This window comes from Streptomyces sp. NPDC127108, from assembly GCF_042677545.1.
Taxonomy (GTDB): Bacteria; Actinomycetota; Actinomycetes; order Streptomycetales; family Streptomycetaceae; genus Streptomyces.
The window spans coordinates 73,302-89,376 of sequence record NZ_JBHXTE010000045.1 but is presented as its reverse complement, the minus strand read 5'-3'; the positions used below and the strand labels follow the sequence as shown (position 1 = coordinate 89,376).

13 protein-coding genes are annotated in these 16,075 nt (G+C 73.0%); 7 read left to right on the top strand and 6 right to left on the bottom strand.

Going from position 1 to position 16,075, the window contains the following annotated elements:
- Positions 1-91: 91 nt before the first annotated feature.
- Positions 92-667 (bottom strand): TetR/AcrR family transcriptional regulator, encoded by a 576-nt coding sequence (locus ACFVHO_RS31740; protein ID WP_385722180.1) that lies wholly within the window; start codon positions 665-667, stop codon positions 92-94.
- An 82-nt stretch (positions 668-749) separates the two neighbouring features.
- Here ACFVHO_RS31740 and ACFVHO_RS31735 point away from each other — a divergent pair, with 82 nt between their 5' ends.
- Together ACFVHO_RS31735 and ACFVHO_RS31730 are read left to right on the top strand one after the other, a co-directional pair.
- Positions 750-1,181, top strand: coding sequence for a nuclear transport factor 2 family protein (locus ACFVHO_RS31735; protein ID WP_385722178.1), 432 nt, complete (start codon positions 750-752; stop codon positions 1,179-1,181).
- Positions 1,174-2,055, top strand: a complete 882-nt coding sequence (locus ACFVHO_RS31730) for an ergot alkaloid biosynthesis protein (RefSeq protein ID WP_385722175.1) — start codon at positions 1,174-1,176, stop codon at positions 2,053-2,055. Before ACFVHO_RS31735 ends, ACFVHO_RS31730 begins: the two co-directional genes overlap by 8 nt.
- Here the strand turns inward: ACFVHO_RS31730 and ACFVHO_RS31725 are convergent.
- Both ACFVHO_RS31725 and ACFVHO_RS31720 read right to left on the bottom strand, forming a co-directional pair.
- Positions 2,004-3,950 (bottom strand): beta-galactosidase, encoded by a 1,947-nt coding sequence (locus ACFVHO_RS31725; RefSeq protein WP_385722172.1) that lies wholly within the window; start codon positions 3,948-3,950, stop codon positions 2,004-2,006. The genes ACFVHO_RS31730 and ACFVHO_RS31725 overlap by 52 nt on opposite strands.
- Complete coding sequence (locus tag ACFVHO_RS31720; RefSeq protein ID WP_385722191.1) at positions 3,947-4,708, bottom strand: FadR/GntR family transcriptional regulator; 762 nt, start codon at positions 4,706-4,708, stop codon at positions 3,947-3,949. The genes ACFVHO_RS31725 and ACFVHO_RS31720 overlap by 4 nt, the downstream gene beginning before the upstream one ends.
- A 274-nt stretch (positions 4,709-4,982) precedes the next feature.
- Between ACFVHO_RS31720 and ACFVHO_RS31715 the strand changes: the two genes are divergently transcribed.
- From ACFVHO_RS31715 to ACFVHO_RS31695, 5 genes are all read left to right on the top strand, one after another.
- A complete protein-coding gene (locus ACFVHO_RS31715; protein WP_385722188.1) occupies positions 4,983-6,611 on the top strand; it encodes an ABC transporter substrate-binding protein in 1,629 nt (542 codons plus the stop codon).
- An 87-nt stretch (positions 6,612-6,698) separates the two neighbouring features.
- The gene (locus tag ACFVHO_RS31710) at positions 6,699-7,658 is read left to right on the top strand and encodes an ABC transporter permease (protein WP_385722170.1); all 960 of its coding nucleotides are present in this window, start codon (positions 6,699-6,701) and stop codon (positions 7,656-7,658) included.
- Entirely contained in the window at positions 7,658-9,700 is a 2,043-nt protein-coding gene (locus ACFVHO_RS31705) for a dipeptide/oligopeptide/nickel ABC transporter permease/ATP-binding protein (protein ID WP_385722167.1), read from the top strand. The genes ACFVHO_RS31710 and ACFVHO_RS31705 overlap by 1 nt, the downstream gene beginning before the upstream one ends.
- 31 nt (positions 9,701-9,731) lie before the next feature.
- On the top strand, positions 9,732-10,790 hold the full coding sequence (locus tag ACFVHO_RS31700) for an oligopeptide/dipeptide ABC transporter ATP-binding protein (protein WP_385722185.1): 1,059 nt from the start codon (positions 9,732-9,734) through the stop codon (positions 10,788-10,790).
- The gene (locus ACFVHO_RS31695) at positions 10,787-11,731 is read left to right on the top strand and encodes a dihydrodipicolinate synthase family protein (RefSeq protein ID WP_385722165.1); all 945 of its coding nucleotides are present in this window, start codon (positions 10,787-10,789) and stop codon (positions 11,729-11,731) included. The genes ACFVHO_RS31700 and ACFVHO_RS31695 overlap by 4 nt, the downstream gene beginning before the upstream one ends.
- Positions 11,732-12,097: 366 nt before the next feature.
- On the opposite strand, the gene ACFVHO_RS31690 is transcribed toward ACFVHO_RS31695, so the two are convergent.
- The 3 genes from ACFVHO_RS31690 to ACFVHO_RS31680 form a co-directional block, all read right to left on the bottom strand.
- Positions 12,098-13,384 carry an exo-alpha-sialidase gene (locus ACFVHO_RS31690; protein ID WP_385722162.1) on the bottom strand — a complete coding sequence of 429 codons (1,287 nt, stop codon included), beginning with the start codon at positions 13,382-13,384 and terminating at the stop codon, positions 12,098-12,100.
- A gap of 408 nt (positions 13,385-13,792) precedes the next feature.
- The gene (locus tag ACFVHO_RS31685; protein WP_385722159.1) at positions 13,793-14,479 is read right to left on the bottom strand and encodes a response regulator; all 687 of its coding nucleotides are present in this window, start codon (positions 14,477-14,479) and stop codon (positions 13,793-13,795) included.
- Positions 14,476-16,071, bottom strand: coding sequence for a sensor histidine kinase (locus ACFVHO_RS31680; RefSeq protein WP_385722156.1), 1,596 nt, complete (start codon positions 16,069-16,071; stop codon positions 14,476-14,478). The genes ACFVHO_RS31685 and ACFVHO_RS31680 overlap by 4 nt, the downstream gene beginning before the upstream one ends.
- Between the last annotated feature and the right edge of the window lie 4 nt (positions 16,072-16,075).

Below are 16,075 nucleotides of genomic sequence, written 5' to 3'. Positions count from 1 at the left end.
AAGTACGTCCAGTACGAGGGCGATCCGGGCGCACGCCGAGAGCACGCACCAGACGCCGCGGGCTGTTCCGCGAAGATCCGCCGGACAGGCCCTAGCCCAGCACCTTCCCCACGAACTCCCCGAGCCGCCCCCGGATCTCCTCCCCCGACATCCCCTCCGCCGTCACCAGGTGCTCGACCAGGTCCGCCCGTACGGCCGCGAGCAGCACGTGGGAGGCGTAGTCGGCGTCGGGCACCGCCTCCGTCTGCGCAAGCGCGTCCCGCAGGACGCCGTGCCACCAGCCGTAGTGCTCCGCCTCGTACGGGCTGCCGCCGCCCGACTCCTCCAGGGCGAGGGACAGATGGCGGTTGTCGAGCTTGAGGACGAGCAGGGCGTCCAGGAGCGCGGGCGCGCGGTCGCGGGCGGGGCCGCCGGGGCCGAGCGGTGGCGGGCCGGAGGTGACGGCGGCGCTCAGGGCCTCGCTGCGGGCCGTGAAGACCGCGCGGACCAGGCCGGTGCGGTCGCCGAAGCGGCGGAAGAGGGTGCCCTTGCCGACACCCGCCGCGGCGGCGATCTGGTCCATCGACACGCCGCGCGGGCTGTCGCTGCGCGCGAACAGCTCGTCGGCGGCGGCGAGTACGGCCTCGCGGTTGCGCGCCGCGTCGGCGCGCGCCTTGCGTTCTGTCATGGGGGCACCTTTACAAAGCGGACCAGCGGTCCGTATCGTTAAGCGGACCGACAGTCCGTATCGTAGAGGACGGGACATCAGCATGCCCAGCACACCCGCCGCATCCCCCACGCCCTCCGAGCTGTACCGCAAAGGCATCCGCCTCCTCCTCGCCGACGACGTGGCGGGCTGGATCGACCTGTTCGCCGAGGACGGCGTCGCCGAGTTCCCCTTCGCGCCGGATGGCTATCCGCGCCGCGTCGAGGGCAGGGACGCCATCGGCGCGTACCTGCGCGGCCTCGGCGAGCACATCGCGTACGAGGACTTCCCGTACGTCGACATCCACGAGACGACCGCCCCGGAGACGATCGTCGTCGAGATGCGCGGCACCGGCCGCGTCACCGCGACGGGCGACGCCTTCGACATGACGTACATCGCCGTGGTCACCGTCAGGGACGGCCACTTCACGCACTACCGCGACTACTGGAACCCGCTCGGCATCCCCGACACCCTCAAGGAGGCCGTCGGTGCCTGAGCGACACACCGTCCTGGTGACGGGCGCGACCGGCACCACCGGCAGCCGCGTCACCGCCCGCCTGGCCACCCTCGGCCACACCGTCCGCGCCGCGAGCCGCACCGCGGACGCCGCCTTGCCCGCCGGGGCCCACGCGATCCGCTTCGACTGGTACGACGAGGCGACGCACGCGCCCGCCCTCCAGGGAGCCGACCGCGTCTACCTGGTCGCACCGGTCGGCGACCCCGACCCGGTCGCCGTCGTGCTGCCGTTCCTGCGCCGGGCCCGCGCGGCGGGCGTGACCCGGGTGGTGCTCCTGAGTTCGTCGGCCATCGAGGCGGGCGGCCCCGCCCTCGGGCAGATCCACCGACTCCTGGCCGAGGAAGGCCTCTTCGAGGAGTGGGCCGCGCTCCGGCCGTCCTGGTTCATGCAGAACTTCACCGCCGACCACCTGCACGCCGAGAGCATCCGCACCGACGGCGTCCTGACGACCGCCACCGGCACGGGCCGGGTGCCCTTCGTCGACGCCGACGACATCGCCGCGGTGGCGACGCACGCCCTCACCACCGTGCCCGCGCCCGAGCACGACCTGCTGATCACCGGCCCGCAGGCGCTGACGTACGACGAGGTGGCGGCGACGCTCACCGACGTCATGGGGCGCACGGTCACCCACCACGCGGTGTCGGCCGACGAACTCGCCGAGCGGCTCACCGAACGCGGCATGCCCGCCGGGTTCGCCCGCGTCCTTGCCGCCTTGGACGACGGCATCCGCGAAGGCGGCGAGGACCGCGTCACGGACACCGTGGCCCGCCTCACCGGCCGGGCGCCGCGCGCCTTCGCGGACTACTGCCGGGAGGTCTGGCCGCCCTCGACCGTCACCGACCCGTCGCGGTGATCGAGGCGCAGCCGCACCCCCTCCCCCGCCGCCGTCACGCGCGTCCGCACCTGCACCCCCGGCGGCAGCCCCGCCACCACGGGCGAAACCCCGGCCTCCGCCCGCACCCGGTCGAACAGTTCGCACATCGCCTTGGGGTCGGGGCGCAGGCCCAGGTACCAGGCGGTGCCCCGGCCGTACTCGTGGCGGGTCACGGCAGGGCCGCCCCCGTCGTACGCGAGGACCCGCTCGGCGCCCTCAAGGCGGATCTCCTCCGCCCAGCCGCCGTCGGGGCGCGGGTCGAACTCCTCGACGGTCAGGCCGAGGACCTCGCGCAGCGGTCCCGGGTAGCCGCCGAGGTGCACGCGGTCGTGCTCGTCGACGATGCCGGAGAAGTACGACACGACGAGCGTGCCGCCGTCGCGCACGTAGGCGGTGAGGCGCGCGGCCGTGTCCAGCGACATGGAGTACAGATGCGGCACGAGCAGCAGCCGGTACGCCGCGAAGTCCCCGTCGACCGGCACCACGTCGCACGCCACCGACGCGTCGTACAGCGGCCTGTGGAGGGCGAGCGCCCCGTCCAGGTAGTCCACCTCGCTCGGGTGCGCGTCCGTCTCCAGGGCCCACCAGTTGGGCCAGTCCAGGACGAGCGCCGCGTCCGCCCGCTCGGGTCGTGACCTCAACAGGTCCGGCCGGGCGGCGAGTTCGGCGCCAAGATCCGTCACCTCGCGGAAGGTGCGGGTCGCGGGGCCCGCGTGCGGCACCATCGCCGAGTGGAACTTCTCGGCGCCGCCGCGCGACTGGCGCCACTGGAAGAACAGCACCGCGTCCGCGCCGTGCGCCACGGCCTGCCAGCTGTCCAGGCGCATCCGTCCGGGCGGCTTGCGGCCGTTGTGGGCACGCCAGTTGACGGCCGACGGCGCCTGTTCGAGGAGCAGCCAGGGCTGTCCGGCCTTGAGGCCGCGCATCACGTCGTAGCTGAAGGCGGTGCGCTGGGCGGCGTCCGGGTCGTGCGGGTCGGGATAGGAGTCGTACGAGACGACGTCCAGGTGCGGGGCCCAGCGGAACAGGTCGAGGGTCTTGGCGACGGGCACGAAGTTCGTGGTGACGGGGGTGTGCGGGGTGACGCGGGCGAGGACGTCCTTCTCGGCCAGGTAGCAGGCGAGGAGCTCGTCTGAGGAGAAGCGGAGGAAGTCCGCGCGCTGGGCCGGGTTGCGGAAGGAGGGGGCCGCGCGCGGGGTGTGGATCTCCTCCCAGGTGCTGTAGCGCTGGGACCAGAACGTCGTCGACCAGGCGTCGTTCAGCGCGTCGACCGCCCCGTACCGCTCGCGCAGCCAGTCGCGGAACGCCGCCGTGGAGACCTCGCAGTGGCAGTGCCGCGAGATGTGGCAGCCGTACTCGTTGCCGATGTGCCACAGGGCGAGCGCCGGATGGTCCGCGTACCGGGTCGCGAGGCGCTCCGTCAGGCGCACCGCGTGGCTGCGGAAGACGGGGCTGGACGGGCACCAGTGCTGGCGGGAGCCGGGGTGCAGGCGGGTGCCGTCCGCCATGACGGGCAGGGTCTCGGGGTGGAGGCGGGCCAGCCACGGGGGCGGGGACGCCGTCATCGTGGCCAGGCAGACGGCGACGCCCGCGGCGGCGAGGCGGTCCAGGTGGGCGTCCAGCCAGGTGAAGTCGTAGGCGCCGGGGGTCGGTTCGGTGGTGGCCCAGCCGAAGATGCCGAGCGTCACCAGGTTCACGCCCGCCGCGCGCATCAGCTCCATGTCCTCGGCGTGCACGTCGGGGCCCCACTGCTCGGGGTTGTAGTCGCCGCCGTACGCGAGGGTCGCCAGCTTGTCGTAGAAGCGGTCCAGATTGCCGCCGCTATCACTGCCGCCGCCGATGCCACCGATGCCACCAGTGCTGTCCGGGCTCATCCCACACCTCTCGATTCCTGCCCCGCCCGCGCCTCGATGCCGCGGAAGTGGTCCGCCATCGCCCGCTGCGCGGCGCCCACGTCGCCCGCGCGCAGCGCCGCCACTATGTCGCGGTGCCTGCGTACGGTGACGTCCGGCGCCGGGTCCCGCGACCAGCCCCGGACACCCGCGACGCGGTGGAAGACGTGCCAGAACGCGCCGAGCAACTGGGTGACGAGCGCGTTGCCGAGCGGCCTGTACAGCGCCTCGTGGAACTCGCGGTCCAGATCGGGGAAGGCGTCCCCGGCCGCCGCGGCCTCCTCCATCCGCCGCACCAGATCCTCCAGGCCGCTCAGCTCGGCGTCGGTGAGCACCGCCGCGACCGCACGCACGAGACCCTCCTCCAGGACCGACCTGACCTGGAGGATCTCGGCGAGCGCGTGCGTGTCGTCGGCGAGCTGGACCAGGGTGCGGAAGGTCAGGCCGTCGGCGAGGGGGGTCAGGGAGGCCTGGCCGACGTAGGTGCCGTAGCCGTGCCGGATCTCCACGATGTCGAGGGCCTGCAGCGCCTTGAGGGCCTCGCGCACGGAGTTGCGGCTCACGCCGAGCTCCTCCATCAGCTCGGCCTCGGTGGGCAGCAGGGCGCCGGGGCGCAGCCGCCGGTCCAGGATCAGCTGCGTGACCTCGCGCTGGACCTGACCGCTCACACGCCGTTCACCGGGCCGCCTTGGGGCGGGCCCGGGCCGTTCACGGATGGGCTCCTGAGGCATGCGCCACATCGTAGGCACGGATGACATCCCACGTCCCACCTCCGGACGAGACTTCCTCGCGCGCGGCGGCCCGTCCGGGGCTGAGGGTTGCTCAATTCCGATCCGGGAACAGCGGGTTCTGATCCGTGCGCGTTCTCTTGACCGGCACTCGCGGCCCTCTTATGGTCGCCACGCCAGCACGACGTAGGACGTGGGATCTCCCACCGGAAGCACTGCACCTCCCTCTCACCCGGCACTTGGGGAGCAGGCCTCCCCACTCCTTCATGGAGGCACTGTGAGCCACCTGATCCCCGTGACGCGCGACGGCGGGCACGGCCCCGACCGCCGGTCCTTCCTCAAGTACACCGGCGCCCTGGGCGCGGCGGCGGGTCTCACCGGCACGCTCGCGGCCTGCTCGGGACCCGAGTCGACGAACGACACCGGTGGCGGCGGCAAGGACGGCGGCACCCTGACGGCCGTCATCGGCTATGGCAACGACGGCAGTTGGGACCCGACGCAGACGGCGTCGGCGTTCGCGATGGCGGGCAACGAGCACATCTACGAGGCGCTGCTCGGCACCGACCCGATCAGCCGGGAGCCCTACCCCCAGCTCGCCACGGCGATCCCCGCCGACCTGAAGGCGACGACCTGGAAGTTCGAGCTGCGCGCGGGCGCCAAGTGGCACGACGGCAAGCCCGTCACCGCCGACGACGTGGTGTTCGTGTTCGACCGGATCCTCGACCCGGACACGCAGACCCTCGCCAAGGGCTTCTTCGCGAGCTGGCTGAAGGAGGTCAAGAAGGTCGACGCGCGGAACGTGGAGCTGGTCCTGAAGTTCCCCTTCCCGGACGGCGCGGCCCGGCTCACCCTCGCCAAGATCATGCCGAAGCACGTCTACTCGAAGCCGGGCGCCTGGGAGGACGCCACCAAGGGCAAGGCCATCGGCTCGGGCCCGTACGAGCAGACCGCCCACCACCCGAAGTCGAACACGACCTTCGAGGCGTTCGCCGACTACAACGGCCCGCGCGAGGCCGCCTTCAAGAAGATGAACTGGCTGACGATCGTCGACGCGGCGCCGCGCGTCGCGAAGATCTCCGGCGCCAGCGCGGACGCCGAGATCTCCGACAACATCCCGTACGCCAACATCGAACAGCTGAAGAAGGGCGGCATGACGGTCGAGGGCGGGGCCGGCATGAACAACCTCTTCCTGATGTTCAACACCGCGCACGAGCCCTTCGACGACGTCCGGGTGCGCCAGGCGCTGCACTACGCCATCGACCGGGAGAAGATGATCGAGGTCGCCCTGAAGGGGCACGGCAAGGCCGCCTCGTCCTTCCTCAACGAGGGCAACCCGACCTACCGCCCGGCGAAGACCGTCTACGGCTACGACCCGAAGAAGGCCAAGGCGCTCCTGAAGGAGGCCGGGGTCGACGACCTGAAGATCAACATCATGGCGGTCAACGTCAGCTGGATCGTCGACTGCCTGCCGACCATCAAGGCGTCCTGGGACGCGATCGGCGTCCAGACCACGCTCGACCCGCAGGAGACCACGGCCGTCTTCACCAAGCTGGACCAGAAGAAGGACTACCAGGTCGTCGCCGCCGCCTCGAACCCCAACCAGTTCGGCATCGAGGCGGACCTGATCATGCATTACAACTACGGGCCCGACAACCTGTGGATGGGTTACGCCCGCTGGGCGAAGAACGCCCGCGCCAAGGAGTTGTTCCGCCTCATGGACCAGGCGACACGCGAGCCGGACGCCACCAAGAAGAAGACGATGGTGCAGGACTACATCGACATCGTCGCCGAGGAGGCCGTGCTGTACCCCGTGGTGCACAACGAGCTGATGACGGCGTGGGACCCCAAGCAGCTCACCGGCGTCCGCGCCCAGCCCTACCCCGGGATCAACCTCCTCCAGGCCAAGTGGGCCTGACCGACGTGACAAGCCCGTACGCCCGTGAGGAGCCGGTACGCCCATGAGGAGCCCGTACGCCGTGAGCGACCAGAGGAGCGTTGAGCAGTGACCGCGATCCTGCGCATCCTGGCCCGCCGTATCGCCCTGCTCGTGCCGCTGCTGCTCGGCATCGTGCTCTTCGTGTTCCTCGTGATGCGGTTCTCCGACATCGACCCGGCGTCGGCGTTCTACCAGGGCGCGAACCCCACCCAGGAGCAGCTGCACCAGTTCCGCGAGGACAACGGCCTGCTCGACCCGCTGCCGGTGCGCTACGTCGCCTTCGTCGGCGACCTCATCGGCGGCGACATGGGCATCAGCGTCCTCACCCGGTCCCCCGTCATCGACCAGATCACCACCGCGCTGCCGCTGACGATGCAGCTGACGTTCCTCGGCCTCGGCATCGCGGTGCTGCTCTCCCTGCCGCTCGGCGTGCTCGCCGCGATCTACCGCGACCGGCTTCCCGACCAGATCATCCGCGTCGTCTCGCTGACCGGCGTCGCGGCGCCCGGCTTCTGGCTGGCCCTCCTGATGATCCAGTACCTGGCGGTCGACCTGGGCTGGTTCCCGACCGGCGGCTACGTCAACCCGGCCGACTCCTTCACCGGCTGGCTGAAGACGATGACGCTGCCCGCCCTCGCCCTGTCCCTGCCGGTGGCCGCGCAGATGACCCGCATCGTGCGTACCGCCGTGGTGGAGGAGCTGGACAAGGACTATGTCCGCACGGCCGTCGGCAGCGGACTGCCGCCGGTCGTGGTGGTCGGCCGCAACGTCCTGCGCAACGCCCTCATCAACCCGCTGACCGTGCTCGGCCTGCGCGTCGGCTATCTGCTCGGCGGCGCGGTCGTCATCGAGACGATCTTCTCGCTGCCCGGCATGGGCAAGCTCATGATCGACGCGGTGAAGAACGGTGACCCGGCCGTCGTGCAGGGCGTCGTCATCACCACGGCCGTCGGCTTCGTCGTGGTGAACCTGGTGATCGACATCCTGTACCTGCTGGTGAACCCGCGCCTGAGGGGAACCTCCTGATGCTCCAGTCGCGCAAGAAACTCACCGAGCGCCTTGCCGTGCCCGGCATCCGGCTGCGGGCCCTGGCGAAGCTGCCGGTCCTCTCCCGCATCTCCCTCGGCGTGGTCTCCGTCGTCGTCCTCGTCGCCCTGTTCGCCCCGCTCATCGCCCCGCACGACCCCCTCGACCAGCAGACCCTCGTCGACGGCACCGGCCACCCCTCGGCCGACCACTGGATGGGCCAGGACAGCCTGGGCCGGGACATCCTCAGCCGGCTGATGTACGGGGCGCGCTGGTCCCTCGCCATCGGCCTCGGCGCGACGACGCTCGCGCTGATCGTCGGCGCGGTCATCGGCGCCGTCGCGGCGACCTCCCGCAAGGCGGTCGACGAGACGCTGATGCGCTGCCTGGACGTCGTCATGGCGTTCCCCGGCATCGCGCTCGCGGCGGTCCTCGTCGCCGTCTTCGGCGGCGGCATCACCGTCCTGATCTGCGCCATCGCCTTCCTGTTCACCCCGCCCATCGCCCGTGTCGTACGCGCCAACGTCCTCGATCAGTACGGCGAGGACTACGTCGTCGCCGAGCGGGTCATCGGCGCGCGCACCCCGCACATCGTCATCAAGCACGTCGCCATCAACTGCGCCGCCCCCGTCCTGGTGTTCTGCACCGTCCAGGTCGCCGAGGCGATCGTGTTCGAGGCGTCCCTGTCGTTCATCGGCGCGGGCGTGCGGCCCCCCGACCCGTCCTGGGGCAGCGTCATCGCCGACGGCAAGAACATGGTCCTCATCGGCGGCTGGTGGGCGACGGTCTTCCCCGGCCTGCTCATGCTCCTGACGGTGCTCTCCCTGAACGTGCTCTCCGAAGGAGTCTCCGACGCCTGGGCCGCACCGTCCGGCCGTGACGTCACCGGCGCGGGGCGCAAGGACGACCCGGTCGAGGCACCCGAGCCGGGCAGCGGCGAGGTCCTCGAGCTGCCCGGCCTGACCGAGGCGGCGGCGCGGCTGCGCTCCCGGGCCCGGCCGCTGCCCGAGGGCACACCCGTGCTCAGCGTGCGGGACCTGGCCATCGGCTTCGAGGAACGGCACTCCGGCGTCGACATCGTCGACGGCATCAGCTTCGAGGTCCGGCCCGGCGAAGTCCTCGGCCTCGTCGGCGAGTCCGGCTGCGGCAAGTCCCTGACCGCGCTCACCGTCATGGGCCTCGAACCCAAGGGCGCCCGGGTGCGCGGGCACGTCACCTTCGACGGGCGGGAGCTGATCGGCCTGCCCATGCGGGCCCGGCGGCGGCTCCTCGGCCACGACATGGCGATGATCTACCAGGACGCCCTGTCGTCCCTGAACCCGGCGATGACCGTACGCGCCCAGCTCAAGCAGGTCGTCCGGCGCGGCGGCCACCGCTCCCCCGCCGAACTCCTCTCCCTCGTCGGCCTCGACCCCGACCGCACCCTGCGCAGCTATCCGCACGAGCTGTCCGGCGGCCAGCGCCAGCGCGTCCTCATCGCCATGGCCCTGTCCCGCGACCCCAAGCTGATCGTCGCCGACGAGCCCACCACCGCGCTCGACGTGACCGTGCAGGCCCAGGTCATCCAGCTCCTGCTGCGGCTGCGGGCCGAGCTGGGCTTCGCCCTCGTCCTCGTCTCGCACGACCTGGCGCTCGTCGCCGACGTCACCGACCGGGTCGCGGTCATGTACGGCGGGCAGATCGTCGAGACCGGCGTGACCGCCGACCTCGTCGAGGCCCCCACCCACCACTACACGCGCGGCCTGCTCGGCTCCGTGCTCTCCCTGGAGTCCGCCGCCAGTGGGGCATCCCCTGCTCGAGCGAAGTCGAGAGCTTGGGGAAGGCTGACCCAGATCAAGGGCGTCGTCCCGTCCCCGGCCGACTTCCCCGCGGGCTGCCGCTTCGCCGACCGGTGCCCGCTCGCCGACGGCCTGTGCCACACCACCGCCCCCGAACTCCTCGGCGAGAGCAGGCACCGGACGGCCTGTCACCATCCCGCCCCCGTCGTCGAGAGCGCGGAGCCCCGGCTCCCAGGAAGCGAGGCGGTCCGTGACCGTGGCTGAGGCTGTTCCCCCCGGCGACCTGCCCGGCGACCTGCCCGACGACGACCCCGCCGCCCTGGTCACGCTGCGCGACGCGCACGTCGTCCACAAGGCCCGCACCGGCGGCCTGTTCTCCCGCGACCGGGTGTACGCCCTCACCGGCGCCGACCTGACCATCGCCCCCGGCGAGACCGTCGGCGTCGTCGGCGAGTCCGGCTGCGGCAAGTCGACCCTCGCGAAGGTCCTCCTCGGCATCCAGCGGCCGACGGCCGGGCTTGTCGCCTTCCGCGGCCGGGACCTGTGGGAGATGGGCGCCGCCGAGCGCCGCACCACGATCGGCACCGGCACCGCCATGATCTTCCAGGACCCGTCGACGGCCCTCAACCGCCGCCTGCCGATCCGGCAGATCCTGCGCGACCCCCTCGACGTGCACCGCCGCGGCACCCCCGCCGAGCGCACCGACCGGGTGCGTGAGCTGATGGGCCTCGTCGGTCTGCCCCCCGTCCTCGCCGACGCCTTGCCCGGACAACTCTCCGGCGGCCAGCGCCAGCGCGTCGCCATCGCCCGCGCGCTCGCCCTCGAACCCGAGCTCGTCGTCGCCGACGAACCCACCAGCGCCCTCGACGTCTCCGTACGCGCCCAGATCCTCAACCTGCTCCTGGACCTGAGGGAACGCCTGGGCCTCGCCCTGGTCTTCGTCTCCCACGACATCCAGACGGTCCGCAGGATGAGCGACCGCGTCATCACCATGTACCTCGGCCGGATCGTCGAGGAGTCACCCGCCGCCGAGATCCTCGACAACGCCCGGCATCCGTACACCCGGGCGCTGTTCTCGGCCACACCCGGACTGCTCGACCCGATCGACCCGATTCCGCTCGTCGGCCCGGTACCGTCGGCCACGCGGCCGCCCAGCGGGTGCCCCTTCCGCACCCGGTGCTGGAAGGCCGACGAGGTGTGCGCGACGGCCATGCCGGACGTCGCGGACGCCGGTGCCGGGCATCGGTACCGGTGCCACCACCCCGTACTGGCGGGCGAGTCCACGCGGGACCTCGTCAGCCAGTCGTCCGCAGCGACGGCCGCCGCCACGGCCACGTCCAAGGAGACTTCGTGACCCTGCCGAACCTTCCCTCCCCGTTGACCGGTGTCGTCCCTCCCGTCTGCACCCCCCTGACCCCGGACAACGAGGTGGACGTGGCCTCGCTGGAACGCCTCGTCGACCATCTGATCGACGGTGGCGTCGACGGTCTCTTCGTCCTCGGCTCGTCCGCCGAGGCCGCGTATCTGCCGGACGAGCACCGCAGGACCGTCGTGGACCGCGTCGTCCGGTACGTCGGCGGGCAGCTGCCCGTCCTCGCCGGGGCCATCGACATGACCGCCCTGCGCGTCCTCGACCACGTCCGGGCCGCCGCCGACGCCGGGGCCGACGGGGTCGTCGTCACCGCCCCCTTCTACACCCGCACCCACCCCGCCGAGATCGCCCGCCACTTCCGTCTCGTCGCCTCCCGCGGGGCTCTGCCCGTCTTCGCCTACGACCTCCCCGTCTCCGTCCACTCCAAGCTCGACGCCGACCTCGTCCTCGAACTCGCCGCCGAGGGTGTCCTGGCCGGCCTCAAGGACTCCAGCGGCGACGACGGCGGGCTGCGCCGCGTCATCCTCGGCGCCCGCGCCCGCGCCGGCCTGCCCTCCTTCGCCGTCCTCACCGGCTCCGAGCTCACCGTCGACTCCGCCCTCGCCATGGGCGCCGACGGCGTCGTCCCCGGCCTCGGGAACGTCGACCCGCACGGGTACGTACGTCTCTACCGCTACGCCCTCGCGGGGGACTGGGAGCGGGCCCGGGCCGAGCAGGAACGGTTGTGCGCGCTGTACCGCATGGTCGGCGTCGGGGACCCCCTCCGGATGGGGGCCAGCTCTTCCGGGCTCGGCGCGTTCAAGGCCGCGCTGCACCTGCGCGGCGTCATCGACTGCCCCCTCACGGCGGCGCCCCAGGTCCCCCTGTCCGGGGCGGAAACGGAACAGGTGGGCAAACACCTGGCCGCAGCGGGCCTCCTGTAACCCCAACTCCCCCACCCACCCGCCCAACCTCGCACCGGCTGAGCAACAGCCCGGCACCATCAGCCCCGAAAGGGTCACCCCCGGATCGCGCTCCGCGCTCGTCCTCAAACGCCGGACGGGCTTTCTCCCACCCACCCGCCCAAACTTGAACCGGCTGAGCAACAGCCCGGCACCATCAGCCCGCCCGGTGCACATTCAGCCCACCTGGGCGAAATTTTCAGCCCGTCCGGCGATTGAGGACGAGGCGCGGAGCGCCGATTCGGCGGCGCCCCCGTCCCACGGCAGCGGGACACCCACCCCCGGGGTCCAGGGGCGGAGCCCCGGTTTCGGAGAAGGGGCGGGACTGGGGAATGCCCCGCAGGGCGCCTACACCGCCAGCCTGCGCCAAGCGATCCGCTCGTACGTCCCCGCCACCCCCGTCTCGTAGAGGACACCGACCACTCCAGGCCCCACCTGCACCAAGTCCGAGTACCCGGCCCGATCCTGAGACAGGGTCACCGCCTTGACGAAGGACCGCCCCCCGTCCCGACTCCGCCACAGCGCCATCGCCTGCCGGGCGGTGGGCACGGAGGGCCCGGAGAAGAGCAGCGGCTCCCCCCACCCGCGGAGCTGGAGGAGCCCGCCCTGCACGACGGGCACGTCGTCGAGGGAGGGCTGGACGGCGTAGGGCCGGTCGAGGGTGCGCCCCCCGTCGCTGGAGTAGCTGTCGAGCCGGTTGCCGACGGCCACCCCGTGCTGGTCCCGGGAGCTGAGGTACAACCGCCCGTCGGGCAGCTGCGCGGCGGCGGACTCGTTGGAGTTGTGCTCACCGTCGTAGGTGTCGTCGACGAACCCGATGCGCCAGCTGAGCCCGTGGTCGTCGCTGTAGAGCGCGTGCCCGCCGTAGTACTTGGGCTCCTGCCCGTTGTCGGAGGAGCCGGGCGCGGGCGCGGCGGAGTGGTTGGCGGGTACGACGAGCCGCCCGGCGTACGGCCCCCGGGTGAGCACGACGGCGTGCCCGGGCCCGGTGGCGTACCACCGCCAGTTGGGCCGCTTCACTGCGGCGGTGATCTCGCGCGGCGAGGAGAACGTACGGCCGTCGTCGGCGCTGGTCTGGACGAAGGCCCGACGGCTCTGCGCGGCCGTGACCTCGCCGCGCATGATCTGCCCCTCGGTGACGGCACCGCTGTTGTAGGAGGTGAGGAGGACGACGCGCCCGGTGACGGGGTCGACGACGGGCGCCGGGTTGCCGCGGGTGTCGCCCCGCCCCGCGGCGACGACGGCGAGGGGGCCCCAGGTGCAGCCGCCGTCGGTGGAGCGCCGCAGGACGACGTCGATGTTCCCGGTGTCGGATGCGCTGGCGCGCCGCCCCTCGGCGAAGGCGAGCAGGGTGCCGCGGTCGGTGCGGACGACGGCGGGGATGCGGAAGGTGTCGTAGCCGTTGGTGTCGGCGGTGTACGGGACGGAGGTGGAGCAGCCGGGGAGGAGGGGGGCGGGGGCGGCGCCCGGGCTCGTGAAGGCGGTGAGGGCGAGGGCGGCGGAGAGGGCGAGGGCGACGGCGGTGGGCCGACGATGGCCGCGTCGGCTCCGCCGACCACCTCGGCCGCCCCCACCGGACGGACTGCTCCGAACGAGTGGACGTCGTCTCTGGATCACGCGGCTCGTACGGCTCATACGGCTCCTCACGACGGGACGTGGGACGTAGGACGTCGCGCGTGAAGCTAATGCGCCCCGGGCGGTACGACAATACCCCTGTGTAACGACGGAGTTGACGCTGTGTTGACGCATGAGAGTGACGGGGGGCGTTTCGAGGCGGGTGCCTTGGGCCCGTGGGAGGGCGTCACGCCGCCGGGGTCGCGGGCCCTGGCCGGGGTGCCGCGCAGGGCGTCGAACCCGCGACGACGGGCCGGAGCCGAGGCGCCACCCCGTCCGCCCCGGGACAGCGGCACACGACGCCGCACCCCACACTCCGGCCAAAGCCAGGGCTCGGCTCCGGGCCCGGGCACCCCGGCGCCCCCTCGCCCCACGCGCACCGCGCCCCCGCGCCCCCGCGCCCCCGCGCCCCCGCGCCCCCGGCCAGACTCAGCCCGCCTCCCCCGGCGTCACCAACCCCGACTCGTACCCCACGATCACCAACTGCGCCCGGTCCCTCGCCCCCAGCTTGCCCATGATGCGGCTGACGTGGGTCTTCGCGGTCAGCGGGCTGAGCCCGAGCGCCTCCGCGACCTCGGTGTTGTTCAGGCCCCGCGCGACCAGCGTCAGGACCTGCCGTTCGCGGTCGGAGAGCGCGCCGAGCGCGGCGGGCGCGGGCGCTTCGGCGTGCGGGGGCGCGGGCTGGCGCAGCACCCGGGCGATGAGGCGTCCGGTGGGGCCCGGCGACAGGAGGGACTCGCCCGCGGAGACGGTGCGGATGGCGTCGAGCAGCTCGGCGGGCTTGGTGTCCTTGACCAGGAAGCCGGACGCCCCCGCGCGCAGCGCGTCCACCACGTGCTCGTCGGTGTCGTACGTGGTGAGCATCAGGACCTTCACGCCCGCCAGGTCCTCGTCGGCGGCGATCAGCCGGGTGGCCTCGATGCCGTCGAGGTCGGGCATGCGGACGTCCATGACGACGAGGTCGGCCCGCTCGGCCCGGGCCAGGTCGACGGCCTCGCGCCCGGACCCGGCCTGTGCCACGACCTCCATGTCCCGCGCGGACTCCACGAGCATGGCGAAGGCCGCCCGGACCAGCGCCTGGTCGTCGGCCAGGAGTACACGTATCACTCGGCTCATCTCTCCTCGCCCAACGGCAGCACGGCCACCACTTCGAACCCCCGGCCCGCGCCCGCCCGCGGCCCCGCCTCCAGCGTCCCGCCCACGCTCCGGGCCCGCTCCCGCATCCCGATGAGCCCGAACCCGGGCGCTTCCGCGGGTCCGGTCCCGCTCCGGGCCGCCGCCCCGGTCCCGTCCCGGCCCTGGGCCGCCTCCCCGTCCCGGGGCACGACGCCCCACGTGGCGGGCGGCGGCCCTCCGTTCGCCGACGCCCGCGCGCCCCGCGTCAGGGCCGCGCCCCCGCCCGCCGACACCACAGCGGCCGAAGCAGTCGGGGCGGCCGGAACAGTCGGAGCGACCGAAGCGACCGAAGCGGCCGCATCCGGCGATCGGCCCGCGGAGCCCGCGAGCGCCCCGGCTCCCCCGGCGCTCACGGCACCCCCGCCACCGGCAGCCCGGACACCGACGTCCCCGCCACCACCGCCCCCGCTCCCGCTCCCGCCTCCGTCATCCCGAACCTCCACCCGAAGCTCCCCGCTCTCCTCCCGTATCCCCACCGCCACACTCGGCCCCGACCCGCCGTGGCGGACCGCGTTCGTCAGGGCCTCCTGGACGATGCGGTACGCCGCCGCGCCCACCGCGGGCGGCACCGGGGGGTCGGGGAGGCTGACCGCGAGGTCGACCTTCGCGCCCGCCGTGCGGGCCGCGTCCGCGAGGTCGACGAGGCCGTCGAGGCCGGGCAGCGGGCCGCGGGACTCGTCGGGGGCGTCGGTGGGGCCCGCGGTGCGCAGGACCTCCAGGGTGGCCCGGAGTTCGCCGCGCGCGGTGCGGCAGGTCTCGGCGATGTCGTCGAGGGCGCTCGCGATGGCCGCGCGGTCGAGGCGGTCGGGGTCGGCGGCGAGCACGTGCGCGGCGACCGAGGTCTGCACGCCGACCAGGGTGATGCTGTGCGCGAGCAGGTCGTGCAGATCGCGGGCGACCCGCAGCCGCTCCTCGGCGACGCGCCGCCGCGCCTCCTCCTCGCGGGTGCGTTCGGCGCGCTCGGCGCGCTCGACGACGGAGGCGACGTACTGCCGGTGGACACGGACGTACGTACCGAAGATCAGCACGGCGACGATCCAGCCCGCGATCCGCACGACCTCGGTGGCCGGGTCCCTGCCGATGCCCGAGTTGACGACGAACATGATGGCGATGATGTGCACGCCGGTCAGGAGGGCTCGGCGGGGGCGCCCGGAGACGGCGACGGAGTAGAGGGCGACCATGCCGACGTGGGTCGCGGCGGCGTGCGTGTAGTCGAGGGCGTGGTACGGCCCGACGAGGGCCATGGTGGCGAGCATCGCCGTCATCGGCCTGCTGCGGCGCCAGATCATGGGGACGTGGGCGCTCACCAGGAGTGCCCAGCCGAGCGCGTCCGGCGTCTTGCCGTCCTTGATCAGGTGGGCGAGGACGACGGCGAGCGCGGCGAGCGCGCCCGCGAGGAGCGCGTCCTCCCGCAGGGCGCGCCGCGTGCCGGGCACGGCTCCGGCGAACGGCCACCACGGGCGCGAGTCGGACGGCGGGTACGGCACGTCGTCTGCTCCCCCTTCCGGGACGCGGGTCGCGGGTGCGGCCATGCGT